Source organism: Bradyrhizobium lablabi, assembly GCF_018131005.1.
In the GTDB taxonomy this organism is placed as follows: domain Bacteria; phylum Pseudomonadota; class Alphaproteobacteria; order Rhizobiales; family Xanthobacteraceae; genus Bradyrhizobium; species Bradyrhizobium lablabi_D.
In genome coordinates, this window is sequence record NZ_JAFCJK010000006.1 from 303,653 (window position 1) to 319,820 (window position 16,168).

At 62.6% G+C, this 16,168-nt stretch carries 17 protein-coding genes; 9 read left to right on the top strand and 8 right to left on the bottom strand.

The annotated features are described in order from the left end of the window. Window positions 1-22: 22 nt before the first annotated feature. On the top strand, window positions 23-478 hold the full coding sequence (locus JQ553_RS20145) for a VOC family protein (RefSeq protein WP_212501744.1): 456 nt from the start codon (window positions 23-25) through the stop codon (window positions 476-478). 52 nt (window positions 479-530) lie between these two features. Here the strand turns inward: JQ553_RS20145 and JQ553_RS20150 are convergent, their stop codons facing one another. Continuing rightward, window positions 531-1,661 (bottom strand): threonine synthase, encoded by a 1,131-nt coding sequence (locus JQ553_RS20150; protein WP_212501745.1) that lies wholly within the window; start codon window positions 1,659-1,661, stop codon window positions 531-533. A 43-nt stretch (window positions 1,662-1,704) separates the two neighbouring features. Then, window positions 1,705-3,753 carry an acetoacetate--CoA ligase gene (locus tag JQ553_RS20155; RefSeq protein ID WP_212501746.1) on the bottom strand — a complete coding sequence of 683 codons (2,049 nt, stop codon included), beginning with the start codon at window positions 3,751-3,753 and terminating at the stop codon, window positions 1,705-1,707. 335 nt (window positions 3,754-4,088) lie between these two features. Here JQ553_RS20155 and JQ553_RS20160 point away from each other — a divergent pair, with 335 nt between their 5' ends. Then, window positions 4,089-4,271 carry a hypothetical protein gene (locus tag JQ553_RS20160; protein ID WP_212501747.1) on the top strand — a complete coding sequence of 61 codons (183 nt, stop codon included), beginning with the start codon at window positions 4,089-4,091 and terminating at the stop codon, window positions 4,269-4,271. A 103-nt stretch (window positions 4,272-4,374) separates the two neighbouring features. On the opposite strand, the gene JQ553_RS20165 is transcribed toward JQ553_RS20160, so the two are convergent. Beyond that, entirely contained in the window at window positions 4,375-4,797 is a 423-nt protein-coding gene (locus JQ553_RS20165) for a hypothetical protein (protein ID WP_212501748.1), read from the bottom strand. A 542-nt stretch (window positions 4,798-5,339) separates the two neighbouring features. On the opposite strand from JQ553_RS20165, the gene JQ553_RS20170 reads away from it, so the two are divergent. Beyond that, entirely contained in the window at window positions 5,340-5,936 is a 597-nt protein-coding gene (locus tag JQ553_RS20170) for a helix-turn-helix transcriptional regulator (RefSeq protein ID WP_212501749.1), read from the top strand. A 59-nt stretch (window positions 5,937-5,995) separates the two neighbouring features. On the opposite strand, the gene JQ553_RS20175 is transcribed toward JQ553_RS20170, so the two are convergent. The 3 genes from JQ553_RS20175 to JQ553_RS20185 form a co-directional block, all read right to left on the bottom strand. Next, window positions 5,996-6,241: a hypothetical protein gene (locus JQ553_RS20175; RefSeq protein ID WP_212501750.1), complete on the bottom strand. Its 246-nt coding sequence runs from the start codon at window positions 6,239-6,241 to the stop codon at window positions 5,996-5,998. Window positions 6,242-6,361: 120 nt separating this feature from the next. After that, window positions 6,362-7,150, bottom strand: a complete 789-nt coding sequence (locus JQ553_RS20180; RefSeq protein WP_212501751.1) for a Crp/Fnr family transcriptional regulator — start codon at window positions 7,148-7,150, stop codon at window positions 6,362-6,364. Between the two features lie 99 nt (window positions 7,151-7,249). Continuing rightward, a complete protein-coding gene (locus JQ553_RS20185; protein ID WP_212501752.1) occupies window positions 7,250-7,960 on the bottom strand; it encodes a Crp/Fnr family transcriptional regulator in 711 nt (236 codons plus the stop codon). A 701-nt stretch (window positions 7,961-8,661) separates the two neighbouring features. Between JQ553_RS20185 and JQ553_RS20190 the strand changes: the two genes are divergently transcribed. The 3 genes from JQ553_RS20190 (at window position 8,662) to JQ553_RS20200 (ending at window position 12,313) form a co-directional block, all read left to right on the top strand. Further along, window positions 8,662-10,371 (top strand): DUF1522 domain-containing protein, encoded by a 1,710-nt coding sequence (locus tag JQ553_RS20190; RefSeq protein ID WP_212501753.1) that lies wholly within the window; start codon window positions 8,662-8,664, stop codon window positions 10,369-10,371. Window positions 10,372-11,116: 745 nt separating this feature from the next. Continuing rightward, a complete protein-coding gene (locus tag JQ553_RS20195; protein ID WP_212501754.1) occupies window positions 11,117-11,989 on the top strand; it encodes a protein-glutamate O-methyltransferase CheR in 873 nt (290 codons plus the stop codon). Between the two features lie 3 nt (window positions 11,990-11,992). Further along, window positions 11,993-12,313 carry a PilZ domain-containing protein gene (locus JQ553_RS20200; RefSeq protein ID WP_212501755.1) on the top strand — a complete coding sequence of 107 codons (321 nt, stop codon included), beginning with the start codon at window positions 11,993-11,995 and terminating at the stop codon, window positions 12,311-12,313. Window positions 12,314-12,420: 107 nt separating this feature from the next. On the opposite strand, the gene JQ553_RS20205 is transcribed toward JQ553_RS20200, so the two are convergent. Continuing rightward, window positions 12,421-12,726 carry a hypothetical protein gene (locus tag JQ553_RS20205; RefSeq protein ID WP_212501756.1) on the bottom strand — a complete coding sequence of 102 codons (306 nt, stop codon included), beginning with the start codon at window positions 12,724-12,726 and terminating at the stop codon, window positions 12,421-12,423. A gap of 167 nt (window positions 12,727-12,893) precedes the next feature. On the opposite strand from JQ553_RS20205, the gene JQ553_RS20210 reads away from it, so the two are divergent. Beyond that, complete coding sequence (locus JQ553_RS20210) at window positions 12,894-13,529, top strand: response regulator transcription factor (RefSeq protein ID WP_212501757.1); 636 nt, start codon at window positions 12,894-12,896, stop codon at window positions 13,527-13,529. 67 nt (window positions 13,530-13,596) lie between these two features. Further along, entirely contained in the window at window positions 13,597-14,490 is an 894-nt protein-coding gene (locus JQ553_RS20215; RefSeq protein WP_212501758.1) for a LysR family transcriptional regulator, read from the top strand. 42 nt (window positions 14,491-14,532) lie between these two features. Here JQ553_RS20215 and JQ553_RS35105 read toward each other — a convergent pair whose 3' ends face one another. Then, window positions 14,533-15,882, bottom strand: a complete 1,350-nt coding sequence (locus JQ553_RS35105) for an FAD-binding protein (protein ID WP_312015175.1) — start codon at window positions 15,880-15,882, stop codon at window positions 14,533-14,535. On the opposite strand from JQ553_RS35105, the gene JQ553_RS34530 reads away from it, so the two are divergent. Beyond that, window positions 15,842-15,997: a hypothetical protein gene (locus JQ553_RS34530; protein ID WP_249144498.1), complete on the top strand. Its 156-nt coding sequence runs from the start codon at window positions 15,842-15,844 to the stop codon at window positions 15,995-15,997. The two genes, JQ553_RS35105 and JQ553_RS34530, sit on opposite strands and share 41 nt — an antisense overlap. Window positions 15,998-16,168 lie beyond the last annotated feature (171 nt).

Sequence of the window (16,168 nt, forward strand, 5' to 3'; positions counted from 1 at the left end):
CTACTGCAAGCGGGGAGACATCATGATCAGGAGCATCGATCACACCGGTCTCACGGTCTCCTCGTTGGAGGACTCGCTAAAGTTCTGGGTCGATGTGATGGGCTTCCGGCATCTGTACACCTGGACCTTCGAAAATGCGCCGTTCGTCGAGCAGGTGATCGGTGTGCCCGGGGCGGCCATGCGGCTCGCGATGGTCGAGGGGCCCGGCCATAAGATCGAGCTGCACGAATATACTTCACCTGATGATCGACAGATCTATAAGCCGCGACCGTCAGATGTTGGTTCGGTCCACCTCGCCTTCTATGTCGAAAATATAGATGCTCTGCTTGCGCGTTCCGCAAGCATCGGGTGGCTGCCGGTCGGTAAGGTTCAGACGGTTGAATCCGGCGATCTCAAGGGGCTCCGCATGATTTACGTAAGGGCCCCCGACGGGGTCACGCTTGAATTTCTCCAGCTTCCCGAGGGGGCGCCGAAATAGGCCACTCCGCCGATGCGGAAACCCGGAATGCCGGGTTGCCGAACTCACGAAACTAATCCGCGCTTAGAATATCCGTGATGGTAGCGGCCGCCTTGATCCCCGTGCCGGTGATGATGACGACGGTGCGCTCGGCCGGACGAATCGCGCCACGCCGGCTGAGCTCGTCAAGCGCGGCGGCAGCCGACGCAGAGGTCGGTTCGACAAAGAGGCCGGTGCGCGCGAGCTTCTTCAGCGCAGCAATGATTTGATCCTCCGGGATCGCAACAGTGCCGCCGCCGGTCTCCTTGAGCGCCGTGACAATCTGCTTCAATCGCAACGGATGCCGGATGGCGGTGCCCTCGGCAATGGTCTTCTTGACCTCGCGATTGACAGGGGTATCGACGCCTGCGGCAAAACTGGCATCGACCGGCGAGCAATTCAGCGGCTGGGCGGCGAACAGGCGCGGCAGCCGCGTGATCTGCCCGGCGGCCAATAGCTCCTTGAATCCGAGATAACAGCCAAGCAGGCTGCTGCCGGCGCCGACCGGCATGACAACATTGTCCGGCGCGGCAAAGTTGAAGTCCTCCCACATCTCGTAGGCCAGCGATTTCGTTCCTTGAAGGAAGAACGGCTGCCAATTGTGGCTGGAATAGAATGTCTGCCTCGATTGCCGGATCGCTTCCGCTTCCGATTCCTCGCGCGGGCCTTCCACCAACTGGACCTCGGCGCCGAAGGCGTGCATCTGCGCAACTTTCATTGGCGATGTCGTGGCCGGCGCGAGGATCTTGACCCGCATGCCGCCGGCGGCGCCATAAGCCGCCACCGAAGCGCCGCCATTGCCGGAGCTGTCTTCCAGCACGGCGTCAACGCCAAGCCCGCGCAGGAACGAGAGCATCACGCTCGTGCCGCGATCCTTGAAGCTCGACGTCGGATTGAACCATTCGAGCTTGAAATAGGGCTGAAGGCCGCCCCATTCCTTTTGCACGACAGGCGTGCAGCCCTCACCCATGGTGATCGGCCTGTCGATTTCAACCGGAAGTGAAGCGCGATAGCGCCAGAGCGAACGCGTGGTTCGGTCGATGTCGTCCCGACAGATGCCGGACAGCGGCGTCACCAGCAGCGGCTTGCCCTCGTCCGAGCACCAGCGCGGAACTTCCAGCGGGTATAGCCTGCCGCTGAGCGGGTCGATGTAGCTTGGCTGCATGTCGCTGGATCCTCAATCCTGTCGAGCCGATCGCGCGGGAGCATCACGCCACGCCCGCATTCCTGCTCGAATGATTCTTCGCAAAGTCGAGATACCAGTCCAGGCATCCGGGATTGGCCATCGCGTCCTTGTTGATGACCTTCTCCAGAGGTTGGCCGAGCAGCAGTTTCTTGATCGGCAGCTCCTGCTTCTTGCCGGACAGGGTGCGTGGAATTTCCGTCACCGCGAAGATGTCGTTGGGCAGGAAGCGTCGCGACAGCCCGGCCTCGATCGCCTTGTTGATCTTCGCCTTCATCACAGCATCGAGCGCGATCCCGTCGCGCAGCACCACGAACAGCGGCATGTAGCTGTCGCGGCCGAGGTATTCGAGATCGACGACCATGGAGTCGAGCACCTCCGGCAACGCCTCGATCGCCGAATAGAGCTCGCTCGTGCCCATGCGCAGGCCGTGGCGGTTGATCGTCGCGTCGCTGCGGCCATAGATCACGCAGGAGCCGTCCGGGTTGATCTTGAGCCAGTCGCCATGCCGCCACACCGGGCCGCGGCCGCTGGCGTCGAAATTGTCGGGATAGGTCTCGAAATAGCTGGCGCGATAGCGCGCATCGCCGGGATCGTTCCAGAAGCGCAGCGGCATCGACGGCAGCGGCTCGGTGCAGACGAGCTCGCCGACCTCGTCGATCACGGCGCGGCCCTGCTCGTTGAAGGCGTCCACAGCGCAGCCGAGCAGGCGGCATTGCATGCTGCCCGGCGTCTGCGGCAGCTCGCGATTTCCCCCGATGAAGGCGCCGGCGAAATCGGTGCCGCCAGAGATATTCGCCCACCACATCTCCGCCTGCGCGGCGCTGCCATTGGTCTTCGAGAGCGCCGCGAAGCGGTCGTTGAACCAGGCCTGTGTGTCGCCGCTGAGCGGCGACCCGGTCGAGCCGAGCGTGCGCAGGCGCGACAGGTCGCCAGCGTTAGCGAGATCGATTTCCGCCTTGGCGCAGCTCGCAAAGAACGCCGCGCCGGCACCGAAGAACGTCGCTCCCGCATTGGAGACGAAGCGCCACAGCGTGGTCCAGTCCGGCTTGTCCTTGGAGCCGCCCGGGCTGCCGTCGAAGATGCAGCAGGTGGTTCCGTTGAGCAGGCCATTGGCCTGGCAGTTCCACATGATCCAGCCGGTCGAGCTGTACCAGTGAAAGCGTTCGCCGAACGAATTCTTCTGGTAGCTGCAGCCGATGTCATTGTGCAGCGTCGAGAGCGGCAGCGAAACGACGATTACGCCGCCATGGCCGTGCACGATCGGCTTCGGCAGTCCGGTGGTGCCAGACGAATAGACGACCCAGAGCGGATGGTCGAACGGCAGCCATTCCGGCTCGAAGGCGTCGATCTCGTGTCCATTGGCGGACAGGATGTTTGAGAGCAGCGGATCGGATGGGCTCGCCGTGTCGGCATGCAGGATGACATGTTTGACCGTCGGCAGCGCGCGCCGCAATTCGTCGATCACGGGGCGCCGGTCATGCCGCCGGCCGGCATAGGTGACGGCATCGCTGGCGATCAGGATTTTCGGCTCGATCTGCTTGAAGCGGTCGATCACGGCGGGCGCCGCCATGTCGGGCGCGCAAAGACTCCAGACTGCGCCGATACTGGCGGTCGCGAGAAGCGCGATGATCGCCTCCGGGATGTTCGGCAAATAGGCGGCGACGCGATCGCCGGATCGCACGCCCTGTGCTCGCAGATGCAACGCAAGCGCGGCGACCTTGCGCCGCAGTTCCGGCCAACTCGTTTCCGAAAGCCTGCCGTCTTCGCCGCTTGAGACGATGGCCGGCAGGCCGGCGGCATGCGCCGGCTCGACATGGCGCAGGACCTGACGCGCGTAGTTCACCGAGGCGCCCGGAAACCATACCGCACCGGGCATTTTGCGGTCTGCCAGCACGGCCGAGTGCGGCGTCGGCGACCGGAGATCAAAATAGTCCCAGATGCTCTGCCAGAAGCTGTCGATGTCGGTGACCGACCACCGTCGCATCTCGTCGAAGTTCGCGAAGCTCAGGCTGCGGGTTTCGTTCAGCCATTGGCGGTAAAGGGCCATCTGCGGGATGTAAGGGACTGTCATGGTCTGTTCCGGCTCGTGTCTGGATCACGATGCGGTTTTGTCGAATTGCATCGTGATCTCAGCTCTTTGTTTGAGCATGATCTTTTCGGAAAATCGCGACACAGTTCCGGATCATGCGCTGGCGGCAACGGCCGCGCGCGTCATATCTAACATAGAGGTGTGAAGCCGGGGGAGCGCGGTCCAGCCGCACGGGATGTCAGGATATCGTTACGCAGTCCTCCCGTACTGAGCCGGGTCGGTCCCGCTTCAAAAATTCAGCGCGAGGCCGCAACGACGGAGGGAACCAACGATCGCTTCCGCGATTTATTGCAGACGCCTATCGGGGCCCAACAACCATGAAGATGCTCAAGCGTCTCTTCCAATTGATCTGGCTGCGCCGTGTCGCGCCCAAGCCAGCCGATTTTCCGCCTGCTTCCATCGATCCCGACGAATTCACGCGCCTTCTGTGCAGTGGGCGCAGCGAGGATCTGCGGATCCTGGCCGAGAGGCTGAGCCAGCGGCCGAAAGCTCACGCATAGCAGATGGCGCAGCGTCCGCCGAGGTACCGGCTCTGACCATCCGGAACCGGCAGCGGCCCGCGCGCGGCCGCAATCCTCATAGCCTGAGCTTCCAGGATGTTGGCTACTTCGCCTTCTCGTGGTTTGCGATGCCGATCGCCTTGTAGTCGTAGGTCGGATAGAATTCGGTCCGATAGGCGCCCCAGGCATTGTTCTCGATGATGCGATTGACCTCGCGCAACCGCGACGCCGGCAGCCGCAGCGTCACCACCTGGCCGATTCCCATCATCACGTACCAGCTCACAACCTCGATGCCGTCGGGGGGGAAGGCCTTGTAGAAACCTTGCCGCTCAAGCTGCGCGTTGAGTTCGGTCAGGGGACGCGACTGGTCGTGCTTGAGCAGGATCGTGATCATGACCGCGTTGTCGGGTGTCGGCGATGCATTCTCCGTTTGCGCGAATGCGGGGGATCCAAAAATCAGAGCCATCGCCAGGCCACCGGCCAATGCTGTGATCGCCATCCATGATCCGTTCAATCCTCGCGCCATTGCGGTCTCCTTGCTGGGGTGTTCTTCGGGCTATCCGCCGTGGCGATCATCGCGGTGCCCGCGAGGGCTGTAAATCGCGATTCAACCGTCCCCGATGCCACAAGCTTGTGACATGTGAACCGTCTCACAGGTGTGCGTCGCAGCATGCGCTATGGAGGGATCGCTGGGCCATTTCGATGTCGAGGACATGACGCATGTCGACGCGACGACTGGCGTATTGGTGGTTCAGGTTCGTCGTCTCCGGACGGTTCCTGCAAAAGTTCCTTCGGCTGCGCAGACCCTGAGCCCGCACGAATTGCGGCGTTCGCCTTCCGCGCCGTTGTGCCCCCAGGGTAAACATGACCCCGTGAAATTACTGGGGCGGAGCGGCGGGGCGACCCCGTAGCAATGGGAGATTAACTCCTCCTTTCCGGGATTCATTGCAGAATTGGCGGCAATCCACCTTGTTCGCGCGTCCGATCTCCGAATCACAGTTCCGTTACACGTCGTTGCCGATTCCCGCGTTAACCAAGACGCAGTTCAGCTGCGGTAAAGCCATACATATGACGCAGCACGACAATCGAGCCGAGGCCGCCCAACTCCCGACCTGGATCGTGGAGGTTCCGCCGCCCGATACCCATCGCGAGATTGCCCGGCCGGCCACGCGCGTGCAGGCGGTGGAGGAGGCAGGCGCGGCGATCGCCCGCCAGTTCAACGGACCCATGACCGCGCTGCTGCTCTACATGAACGAGATCAGGCAGCACAGCCATCAGCTCGCGCAGAACGGCATCTATTTGCAGCAGGTCATCGAGAACGCATTCGAGCAGACCGAACGCATCTGCACGATGCTGAGGCAGATTTCCGATCTGCATCCGAATGTCGTCCCCACCATCGATCTCAAGCCGGCCCCGGACAACAAGCTTGTCCGCCCGCCTTCGCCCGAGGTGATCTTCGCGCCGGAAGCGGGGCAAAAGCCGCTGACCAAGCGCGAGCGTGAGGTGTTGAGCCTGATCAGCGACGGCTATTCCAACAAGCAGGGTGCGCTGCGCATGAAAATCAGCCCGCGGACCTTCGAGAGCCATCGCGCGGAGGCCATGCGCAAGCTCGGTGCGCGCAACACCGCGGATCTCGTCCGCAAAGCCCTGCTACATCCGGTTTGATCGGTGGCCGCCAGGCGCCGGCCCGCGCGTATTCGTCGTCCCGACCTGTCGGTATCACCTCAGAGGTAATCGTCCGCGAACGCCCGCATGCGCGGCGCCGGCCTCAGCCTGGATGCGACCGGCTTCGGCTCTTCAGGGATGATCGTTATGACCCATGCCGCCGGACTGGTCTTGCTTTCGACGATCGAGCGGACGCGGCCGGTGATCGTGGCGCCGCCCGAACGGACGGTGGTGGTTCTGCCGTTGAACTGAGCGATGCGAAAGCGCCTCGCTTCCTTCCGGTCCGTGGTCTCGTATGTGAGCATCGGCGGCCCCCGCGTATTCGCCCGACCATGACAATTTAACGTTATCCGACGGTGAAAATCACAAGCCGTAGAAGTACGGCCGCGGCCGGGCGCGCATCGATGGCGGGCGGCGACTACGGGCTAAAGGACTCCCGGATGGGGATGGAGCAGTCTCGTGTACTGCGCCTTGACCGTGGCGTAGCATTCGCACGAGGTCCTCATCAGGCCGTCCAGGTAGGTGATCTCGATGTGGCCGCGGCTGTAGTGAATGAAGTTCGCCTGCTGCAAAGTGTGGGCGACCAGCGATACGCTGTTGCGCCGCGCGCCGATCATCTGCGCCATCGCCTCCTGCGTCAGAACGATCTTGTCGCTGCCGGAGAGGTCGCGCATCTGCAGCAGGCATCGCGCCAGCCGAGATTCTACCGTGTGCGACGCATTGCAGCCGGCGGTCTGCTGGATCTGCGCATAGATGGCGAGCCCGTGCCGTGCCAGCAACGTGCGAAACGTCGGGCTCTGGTCGCAGGCCGCCCGCAAGGCGTCGAGCTCGATCGTTGAGGCAACGCCGGGCACCAGCACCACGGCAGTGTCCAGGGCCGTCGCATCGCCGAGCGCCGAGAACGCGCCAAAGATGCTGTCACGGCCGACCATCGCGACCTGTACGTGCTCGCCCCGGGCGAGCTTGACTACCAGTGAAATCACGCCCTTGTGCGGCATGTAAGCACGTCGGAGCGCCTCGTCGACCTCCACCAGCACCATGTCCGAGGTGAGGTCGACCGTGCGCAGGTGTTGGCGGATCAGCTCGAAATCGCTCGGCGAGAGCGACGACAGGAAACCGTTCGGTGATCGCGAAACCGAATCCAAAGCAGCCTCCTGCCTTACGGGCAAGCTTGTCTCTGGGCGCGCGCGCAACTCGACGTCCTTCAGCTCCATATTGGCATGTCTTCATCGCGAGCAAAACGGGTAATCCGGACGCGCCAATATGCAGTTTGTGCCATGGACCGGCGGTAGCGCGATCGCGCGCTCTCTGCGTCAATCGACAGAGGCGGTCAATTGCTCCTCATGGGCCTTCACAGTTGCGTAGCACTCGCAGGCCGCTTTCCGCAGGCCGTCGATGTCGGTGATGTCGATGCGCCCGCGGCTGTAGCGGAGAATGCCGGCCTGCTGAAATGCGTGCGCCACGATCGATATCGCGTTGCGTCGTACTCCGATCATCTGCGCCAGCATTTCCTGGGTCAGAGGCAATCGTTCGCTGCCGCACAAGTCCCGCGCACGCAACAGCCAGCGCGACAGCCGTGCCTCGACGGGGTGCGAAATGCCGCAGGCAACGGCTTGCTGGGTTTGCGCCAACAGCGTCTGCTCATGCAGGGCGGCCAAGGTTCGAAACGTGCTGCTGCGATCCGCCGCCGCGCGAAAATCCTCCGCCGGGAGCATCGAAGCAGTCCCCGGCACGACGACGATCGCGTGGGTCAGCAGCGGGCCGCCGTATAACGCGGCGGATCCGCCGACTATGCTGTCGTGCCCGATCGTTGCGACCTCGACCGACTGCCCGTCAGACAGACTGATCATCATCGAAACGATGCCGCTATGCGGCAGGTAGACACGCTGCACCGGAGAGCCGGCGTCGGCCAGGGTCGCGTCCTTGGTCAGCTCAACGGTTTCAAGACGCGCCTGGATTAGTCCGAGTTCCGCCGCCGGCAGAGCTCGCAACAGACGATTGAGCGGAGGCGATACCGCGGACATTGGGTCTCCTGCCGAAGGCGGGAGCACTAGGGTCTCGCATCACCTACTCTTGGCGTGTGGGATGGCAGCGAACATAGCTTCCCCGTCTAATTGCACAAGAGTTGCGGTTTCCACGGTGTACCCTTTACCGGGCAGACAGCCGACTGGCGGAGGCGATCGGGGTCGATTTGTGCCGAACAGCGGCGCCGGGCCATCGATCAAGCGCAGATTTTGCGTTACGACCGTAACGACGGGGCAATGCGCATGCGCCAAATCGTGGCGGTCGCCGACGTTGCGCAGCCCCGCGAGCTGCGAGGGATCGCCTGCGCACGAGGGGCCGATCCTCGGCCGCGATGCGGCTGAAGAAGGTTTCGCCCTTGCGGCGCATTTGTTGTTTTTCATTAACGCTAATGCGTGCGCGATCCCTGCTGTTTCGTGATCGACGCCGATCTCGCTGCAAATCGAACCTCCGGCCGCGACGTTGCGCGAGAGCCTGTAAACAGGGCGCGAGCGCGACTTGCGGCGCTTGTCCGACCTGCATCTTCATCAATGTCCAGTCCGCGCGGCGGCCCTTCGGTAGAGTTACCGGGACGGGCCCTTCTTGGTATTTGTACGGAGCAGCTCTTTAACGAACGGGTAGCGCGGACGGCCCAGTGTGGCGCCAGTCGCCGTGGGAAAGTTACGGCGTCGCGTCAACGTGTTCATCCAGAAGGGTACCCAGTATGTCCGGCATCGTTCTTTCGGCATCGGTCCGTCAAAACCTGCTTTCGCTGCAGTCGACGGCCGATCTGCTCGCCACCACGCAGAATCGCCTTGCCACCGGCAAGAAGGTCAACACCGCACTCGACAATCCGACCAACTTCTTCACGGCCCAGTCGCTCGACAACCGTGCCAGCGACATCAACAATCTGCTGGACGGCATCAGCAACGGCGTGCAGATCCTGCAGGCTGCGAACACCGGCATTACCTCACTGCAGAAGCTGGTCGACAGCGCCAAGTCGGTCGCCAACCAGGCCCTGCAGACCCAGGTCGGCTATTCCGCGAAGTCGAGCTTCTCGGTCTCGCTCGGCGCCGGCGCAACCGCCTCGAATCTGTTCGGCGGCAACTCCTACACCGCCGCGACCCTGACCGGTGTCGCCGCGGGCAACGCCAACACCACGGCGACCACCACGTCGGCCGCCACGTCGCTGACGACCTCGACCGCCGCCGACTCGATCACCGCGACCATCGCCGACGGCGATACGCTGACCGTCGACGGTCACACCATCACCTTCAAGACCGGTGCGCCGCCGGCGGCCGGCTCAGTGACGCCCGGTTCCGGCGTCAGCGGCAACATCGTCACCGACGGCGCAGGCAACTCGCAGGTCTACCTCAACGCCGGTGGCGGCACCGTCGGCGACCTCCTGTCCGCGATCGACCTTGCGACCGGCGTCAAGACCGCCTCGGTCACGGCTGGCGCAGCCACCGTCACGACTGTCAACGGCGCCACCGCCGCCTCGGTCAACGGCTCCGGCCAGCTCGTCATCTCGACCGGCACCACCGCCGATCTCTCGATCAGCTCGAGCAACGCGTCCCTGCTGTCCTCGCTCGGCATCGGCACCGGCGGCGCGACCACCACGCTCGCCCGCAACCCATCAAGCGGGTCCAACCTCACCATCGGCACTGTCCTGCAGATCGCGGCGGTCGGTACCGGAACGGCGACCAACATCACCTTCGGCACCGGCCCCGGCCAGGTCCACGATCTCAATGGGCTGAACGCGGCACTGGCGGGCAACAACCTGCAGGCCACGCTGGATTCGGCGGGTACGCTGACGATCCAAGCCAACAACGACAATGCCTCGCAGCAGATCGGTGCGCTCACCGGTTCCACCGGCCTGTTCGCAGGCAAGTCGGCCTCGGCTCCGGTTGTCGATCCCGTCGCTCAGGAGAAACGCGCCGGACTGGTCGCGCAGTACAACAACATCCTGTCGCAGATCGATACCACCGCGCAGGATTCCTCGTTCAACGGTGTCAACCTGCTGAACGGCGACTCGCTGAAGCTGGTGTTCAACGAGACCGGCAAGTCGACGCTGAACATCGCGGGCACGACTTTCAGCGCGGCCGGCCTTGGCCTTTCCAACCTGATCGTAGGCGTCGACTTCATCGACAACACCGCCACCAACAAGGTGTTGACCTCGGTTTCCAATGCCTCCGACGCGTTGCGTTCGACGGCATCTTCGCTGGGTTCGAACCTCTCAATCGTGCAGATTCGTCAGGACTTTTCCAAGAACCTGATCAACGTGCTGCAGACTGGCTCGTCCAATCTGACGCTCGCCGACACCAACGAGGAAGCGGCCAACAGCCAGGCGCTGTCGACCCGCCAGTCGATCGCGGTGTCCGCGCTGGCGCTCGCCAACCAGAGCCAGCAGAGCGTGCTCCAGCTGCTCCGCTAGAGCCCTTTTCGTTCCGACGGAATCGGAACGGGGCTCTAGATTCTTGTTTTGACGCGTTTTCTTCACGCGAACCGGTTTCCACTTCGCTCGAAAACGCTCTAAATGGAGCCTGACAGGCAGCAAACGCCGAGGCGGCGGAGGAAACTCCGCCGCCTTCTTTGCCCGACGCTGCGGTGTCGCAACCATCGCGCTTGAGCGCGACGCCTCGCGGTTGTGTCCCGATGCGGGTACCCCATGCTGAGCTCGATGCCGCCTCGCGCGCCGTTAAACTTAACGTTGTGGCCGATTTGATTTGATTCAAATCGCGATCTTCCTCCACGCCGCCCGTTGCGCCGCCGCAGATAAGTGCTTGTGCTTGCAAGGGCCGAGCGGCGCATCGCCGCACGACGCTCAAACATTTGACGGTCTCATCATCCGTATTTGCACGGGGCAGCAAAATTAACGCCGCCGTGTAGCGATACCATATACGAGTGAAATGTGGTAGTGACACTTCTAGGTTGATTTCGATGGATGGGTATAGCGGACGCTCGCCGCAGCTGCAGCCGCGCAGCAGAAGCAGACGAATACACATGGCCGACACTTGAGAACATGCCTGGTCGTCGACGATTCAGCGTGGTGGGAAGATAGGTGTCGATTCCCGGACCGTGGAGGCCGAGGACGGCGAGAATGCACTCGAAGTCTGCGAGCGCGCGATGCAGACGGGTCGGCCGAAGCAGCTCCAACTTACTGCCCATGAGAGGCGCCAGTGACGGTCCCTGACTACGAGTATCTGCGTAAAATCCTGAAGGATCATTCCGGTCTGGATCTGTCCGTCGACAAGCAATATTTGATCGAGAGCCGCCTGCTTCCGCTGGCGCGCAACTACGGTCTTTCAGGCATTTCCGACCTCGTGCAGAAGATGAAAGATGGCTCGTCCTCGTGCATCACCCGTGTGGTGGAGGCGATGACCACCAACGAAACCTTCTTCTTTCGTGACAAGATCCCGTTCGATCATTTCCGCGACACGATCATGCCGGAGCTGCTGAAAGCGCGCGTCGGGCGCAAAGCCGTACGGATCTGGTGCGCTGCCAGTTCGACTGGCCAGGAGCCCTATTCGCTCGCAATGTGCCTGAAGGAAATGGGCGCAGCACTGGCCGACTGGCGGGTTGAGATCATCGCCACCGACCTATCCCAGGAAGTGCTGGAGAAGTCGAGGGCCGGAATCTACAGCCAGTTCGAGGTGCAGCGCGGCCTGCCGATCCAGATGCTCGTCAAGTACTTCACGCAGTCGGGCCAGTTTTGGCAGATCCGCCCGGAGTTGCGCGCCATGGTGCAGCACCGCCAGCTCAATCTGCTGCACGATTACTCGCAGCTCGGCGTCTTCGACATCATCTTCTGCCGCAACGTGCTGATCTATTTCGACCAGGATACCAAGATCAGCATCTTCGACCGACTTGCCAGATCGATGGAAGCCGACGGCTTCCTGGTGCTCGGGGCGGCGGAAACGGTGGTCGGCCTGACCGGCATCTTCAAGCCGACCCCCGAGCGGCGGGGCCTCTATCGGCCAAGCGGGCCACGGGTTCTTGCGGCCGCCACGATCGCGCCGCCAAGGATTGCCGCCATGGCGGCCGGACATTGAGCGATGACAGACGAGGGCAAAGTTGTTGAACGCGTGACCTTCAGCCGGGGAGTTGACGTCTGCATCATGGCGATCGACGGCACTTGGCGGCGGGATTGCGTGCTCAACGCGATCTCCGACAACGACGCATCCCTCACGGTAGAAGGTTCCATCCAAGGGCTTAATCTGAAGGAGTTCTTCCTCCTGCTCTCATCGACCGGCCTTGCCTATCGCCGCTGCGAGCTGGTCCGCGTCAACGGCACCAAGGTGGACATCAGCTTTCTCAAGGGAAAGCAGGGCAAAAAGCGGCCGGCCTCCGGGGAAGCGGAACGGATCGAGGCCTGAGCTGCCGCGCTATCCGGCAATACGCGGAACGGACCGTTATCTGGAACGTTGGGGCATTTGTGCGGTGCCAATCAACGGCGGATCAGGTGGCTTCCGAGTGCTGTGGGTCAGTTCAGGCTGCTCGCCGGCGTCCTGGAATCGCGCAACATATCGAGGGTTACACCGAGGCCGGCCTCACAAGCCTTCAACACAACGGATGCCTTCAAGTAGCGTGGTGTGACGTTGTCCAGCACGATGAGGCTGGCGGCATTGTGACCGGCAACCAAGTCCTCGCGCGCAATCGCGGCCTCGATCAACTGCGGGCTCGCCCGGACACGCCCGATCAACGCAACGAGGCCGCTCACGATCAGGTTGTGGGGAGTATGCCCCTCGCCTGGCCATGTCGCGGCGTCGTCGGCCGCCGCATTTGTCACGCAGGTTTCTCCACTGCCCGCCACTTTTGGGGAGTGCGGTGCTACTTGTGCGTTAAGCCGTCGTCCCGTACAAATACGGGTCCATTGATCGGTATCATCGCGAGGGACGATCGAGATGCTTGTTTTGCGGGTTAGCGCCACGCTTCACCAATGATGGACGATGACATATGGCTGAGAATGGCTCTCTCCGCGGGGAGATTTTTGTAGTCGACGATGATCCTGCCGTTCGCGACACGCTTTCCATGGTGTTGTCGGCGGCCGGCTATAGGGTCATTTGTTTCGCTGATGGCGCCGCGCTGCTGTCGGTCGCGCGAAGCAGGACGCCGGCCTGTATCCTGCTCGACGTGCACATCCCCGGCAAATCCGGTCTTGATATTCTGAAGGAACTCCATGGCGAGGACTACCCGGCGCCGATCTTTATGATCTCCGGGCAGGGCGACATCGCGATGGCCGTGAGTGCCATCAAGAACGGGGCACTCGATTTCATCGAGAAGCCGTTCCGCGGCAGCGAGATCGTCAGTCGATTGAACGAGGCCATCGACGCTTACACCCGCCGGCAGGCGGAGAACTCGGCCTCGCGGATCGCGTCACTGCATTTCCCGGGGCGCGAACCGCTGACGCGGCGCGAACGCGAGGTGCTCGAGCAATTCACATCCGGGGCCTCCAACAAGGAAGCCGGGCGCCATCTCGGGATCAGCCCGCGCACCATCGAGGATCACCGCGCCAACATCATGAAAAAGCTTGGGGCTCGCAACGCTGCCGATCTGGTCCGCATCGTGATGACAGCGCAACGGCAGGCCTGATCTTCAAGTTCGGCGCTTGGATTCGAGCCATGCCGCTCGCGGGTATGTGGAGGAGAGGAATGCCCGCGTGGAACGGCTGGATGACCTCGAAGCGTTCGTGGCGGTTATCGAGCAGGGCAGTCAAGCCGCCGCGGCGCGCCACCTTCGGCGTCCGCTGCAATCTCTGAACCGGTCGCTGATTGCCCTGGAACGGGCGGTCGGTGTGGAACTCGTGAAGCGCACGACCCGGCGATCCGAGCCCACGGAAGCCGGACGCGCGTTCTACGAGCGCGTCAAGCCGGCCGTCGCCGAGATCATCGAAGCGCGGAATGAAGCGGCCAATATGCGCGGCGAGGTATCCGGTGCGCTAAAAATTGGAGCGCCTGTGTTGTTCGCATCGAGCTTTGTCGCGCCGGCCGTTGGCCGCTTTCTGAAGCTTTATCCGAATGTCGAGATCGAACTGAGGGCATCTGACGAGCAGGCCGACCTCCTCGCCGAAGGCCTCGACGTCGCCGTGCGGATCGGCGAATCCGTCGACGAATCCCTGATAGCACGCAGGCTGCATGCGCTGCGCGTGGTAACCTGCGGCGCTCCCGGCTATTTCGCCGAGCACGGCCGCCCGAAGCATCCCCACGATCTGGAGCACCATCACTGTGTCGTACGTGCGGCGAGGGACGTCGTTGACAAATGGCCGTTTCGGATCGGAGGCAAGTTGCAGACGATGAAGGTGCGGGGTCGCTTCCGCACCAATAGCGCCGCGGCTATCCGCGCGGCAGCGAGCGGCGCGCTGGGCCTCGCTCAACTGCCGCTATGGCAAATCAGGGAGCTTGTCGATCGGGGTAAACTCGAGATCGTTCTGTCGGAATTCGAGGCCGACGGGATGCCGATCCAGCTCGTCTGGCCGCCGACCAGAGCGCCGCTCGAACGGTTGCGACGCTTCGTGGACTTTCTGGCAAGCGATCTCGAGACCGATTTGCTCTGAAGCGCGATGACGATGCACACCCTTTCGGATCTGTTCTGGCGATCAGAACAGATTGTAGCCGGGCGTGAGCATGTTGGCCGGATCGTGACGCTGCTTCGTCTCGCGAAATCCCGACCAGTGCGAGCCGAAATGATCCTTCCAATCCTCCGATGCCATGGGAAATGCGCTGACCGGATACAGCACCCCGCCAGCGCGGCGAATGCGCTGGTAAAGCATGCGGTTCTGCCCGACCATTCGTTCCATCGTTGCGGCATCATTCGTCGGCGGAAGGCGGATGATGTTGAACACGAAGATTACGTCCTCTTCCGGCAGGCGAACCAGCGGAGTGCGACATGCACTCCTCGACATCGGATAAAAGGTGATCCGTCCGAACAGACCGACATCCTCGCTCGTCAATCCGGCGATGATATCGCGTGCGAGCTGTTCGGCGACGTTTCCGGGCAGAAACGTCAGGAGCCAGGGCTTTGGACTGCGCCATTGGTCTTTCGACCGAAGCAGGTTTTCGAATTTTTCAAATGCGAGGGCGTCTTCGCGATAGGTCAAACCGGCGATCGCGGCTGCGCTGCGTTCATCCGATAGTCGGGCAAGCACGGAATTTCCATCGGGGGCGGCATCGTTGTCATGGTAGACGGCTCCTTCGAGCTGATATCGCCAGCCGCCTGCGCCATCGGGCAGAACAGCCCCCTGCAACTGATCGAAACGCAGCTCGGTCAAGACCCGGCGCTGGTCTGCGGTTAATGAAGCCAGATCACGGTAGAAGAGCTGAAAGCGGCGGACGCGCTGGGGAGCGCGCAGGAGGCGGACGGTGGCGCGCGTGATGATCCCGCACTGACCGAGTCCCGCCCGGACGCGGTCAAAGAGATCGGGGTTCGATGTTGCCGAACATGTCAGTTCGCGTCCATCTCCTGTGACCACGTCAAGCTCGAGGACGTTGTCCGTTTGCATGCCTTCTCGGGACGACGTCCCGCCGATGCCGCCCACTGCAATCGTGCCGCCCACCGACAGGCCGAGATAATTGGTAAGCACCGGCGGCATCAGCCCCCGTGGCAATGTCGCATCGAGCACGCGCTTCCATGTCGCTCCCGCGTCAACCGTGATGCGATCGGGCTGGATGTGGTGGATCGCGCTGATCTTGCTCATGTCGATCACCACGCCATCGTCGCTCAGCGCCCGGCCGAAGATCGAGTGGCCCTGGCCGCGCGCCGCAACCTTCAGACCCTGAAGCTTCGCCCATCGGACCAGAACCGCGATATCGGCTGCTGAAGCCGGTCTCGCGACCGCGCGCGGTTGCTTGTGAATGAGGCCGCCAAAATCAACGGCTGCCGCGGCACGCTCGGCTGGATCGTAGCTGATGTCGGCGCTCGGCGACGGCTCGTCAACGGAACCGATGATTGCCGGTGTCGACCGGCCGGTCGTGCCCGAAGCAATGGCGGTGGCGACGCCGAGGGTCGCGCTCAAGAAACTGCGCCTGTCCGAAGTCATGAGATGTCCTTCGTCACGCGGCTGACAACAACGTTCAGCCTGTTGATTCGGACAAGGTGGCTTCGGTCATTTTCAGAGACAATCGCCGCCGGGCGGATGGAGCTTCCCGCAAGGCGAGACAATGGCCGCGCGGCGCCGCGTTATGGTTCGGGGTCCAAAATTAAAGCAAGCGATATTTCGCGAACGAGCCGGCGAA

Excerpts from the sequence above, each read along its gene's own strand:
- JQ553_RS20170 (WP_212501749.1), top strand. The coding sequence starts at position 5,340 with ATGACGCAGCACGACAATCGAGCCGAGGCCGCCCAACTCCCGACCTGG.
- JQ553_RS20190 (WP_212501753.1), top strand. The coding sequence starts at position 8,662 with ATGTCCGGCATCGTTCTTTCGGCATCGGTCCGTCAAAACCTGCTTTCG.
- JQ553_RS20180 (WP_212501751.1), bottom strand. The coding sequence starts at position 7,150 with ATGGAGCTGAAGGACGTCGAGTTGCGCGCGCGCCCAGAGACAAGCTTG.
- JQ553_RS20175 (WP_212501750.1), bottom strand. The coding sequence starts at position 6,241 with ATGCTCACATACGAGACCACGGACCGGAAGGAAGCGAGGCGCTTTCGC.
- JQ553_RS20185 (WP_212501752.1), bottom strand. The coding sequence starts at position 7,960 with ATGTCCGCGGTATCGCCTCCGCTCAATCGTCTGTTGCGAGCTCTGCCG.
- JQ553_RS34530 (WP_249144498.1), top strand. The coding sequence starts at position 15,842 with ATGTCGGCGCTCGGCGACGGCTCGTCAACGGAACCGATGATTGCCGGT.
- JQ553_RS20200 (WP_212501755.1), top strand. The coding sequence starts at position 11,993 with ATGACAGACGAGGGCAAAGTTGTTGAACGCGTGACCTTCAGCCGGGGA.
- JQ553_RS20150 (WP_212501745.1), bottom strand. The coding sequence starts at position 1,661 with ATGCAGCCAAGCTACATCGACCCGCTCAGCGGCAGGCTATACCCGCTG.
- JQ553_RS20165 (WP_212501748.1), bottom strand. The coding sequence starts at position 4,797 with ATGGCGCGAGGATTGAACGGATCATGGATGGCGATCACAGCATTGGCC.
- JQ553_RS20160 (WP_212501747.1), top strand. The coding sequence starts at position 4,089 with ATGAAGATGCTCAAGCGTCTCTTCCAATTGATCTGGCTGCGCCGTGTC.
- JQ553_RS20145 (WP_212501744.1), top strand. The coding sequence starts at position 23 with ATGATCAGGAGCATCGATCACACCGGTCTCACGGTCTCCTCGTTGGAG.
- JQ553_RS20210 (WP_212501757.1), top strand. The coding sequence starts at position 12,894 with ATGGCTGAGAATGGCTCTCTCCGCGGGGAGATTTTTGTAGTCGACGAT.
- JQ553_RS20155 (WP_212501746.1), bottom strand. The coding sequence starts at position 3,753 with ATGACAGTCCCTTACATCCCGCAGATGGCCCTTTACCGCCAATGGCTG.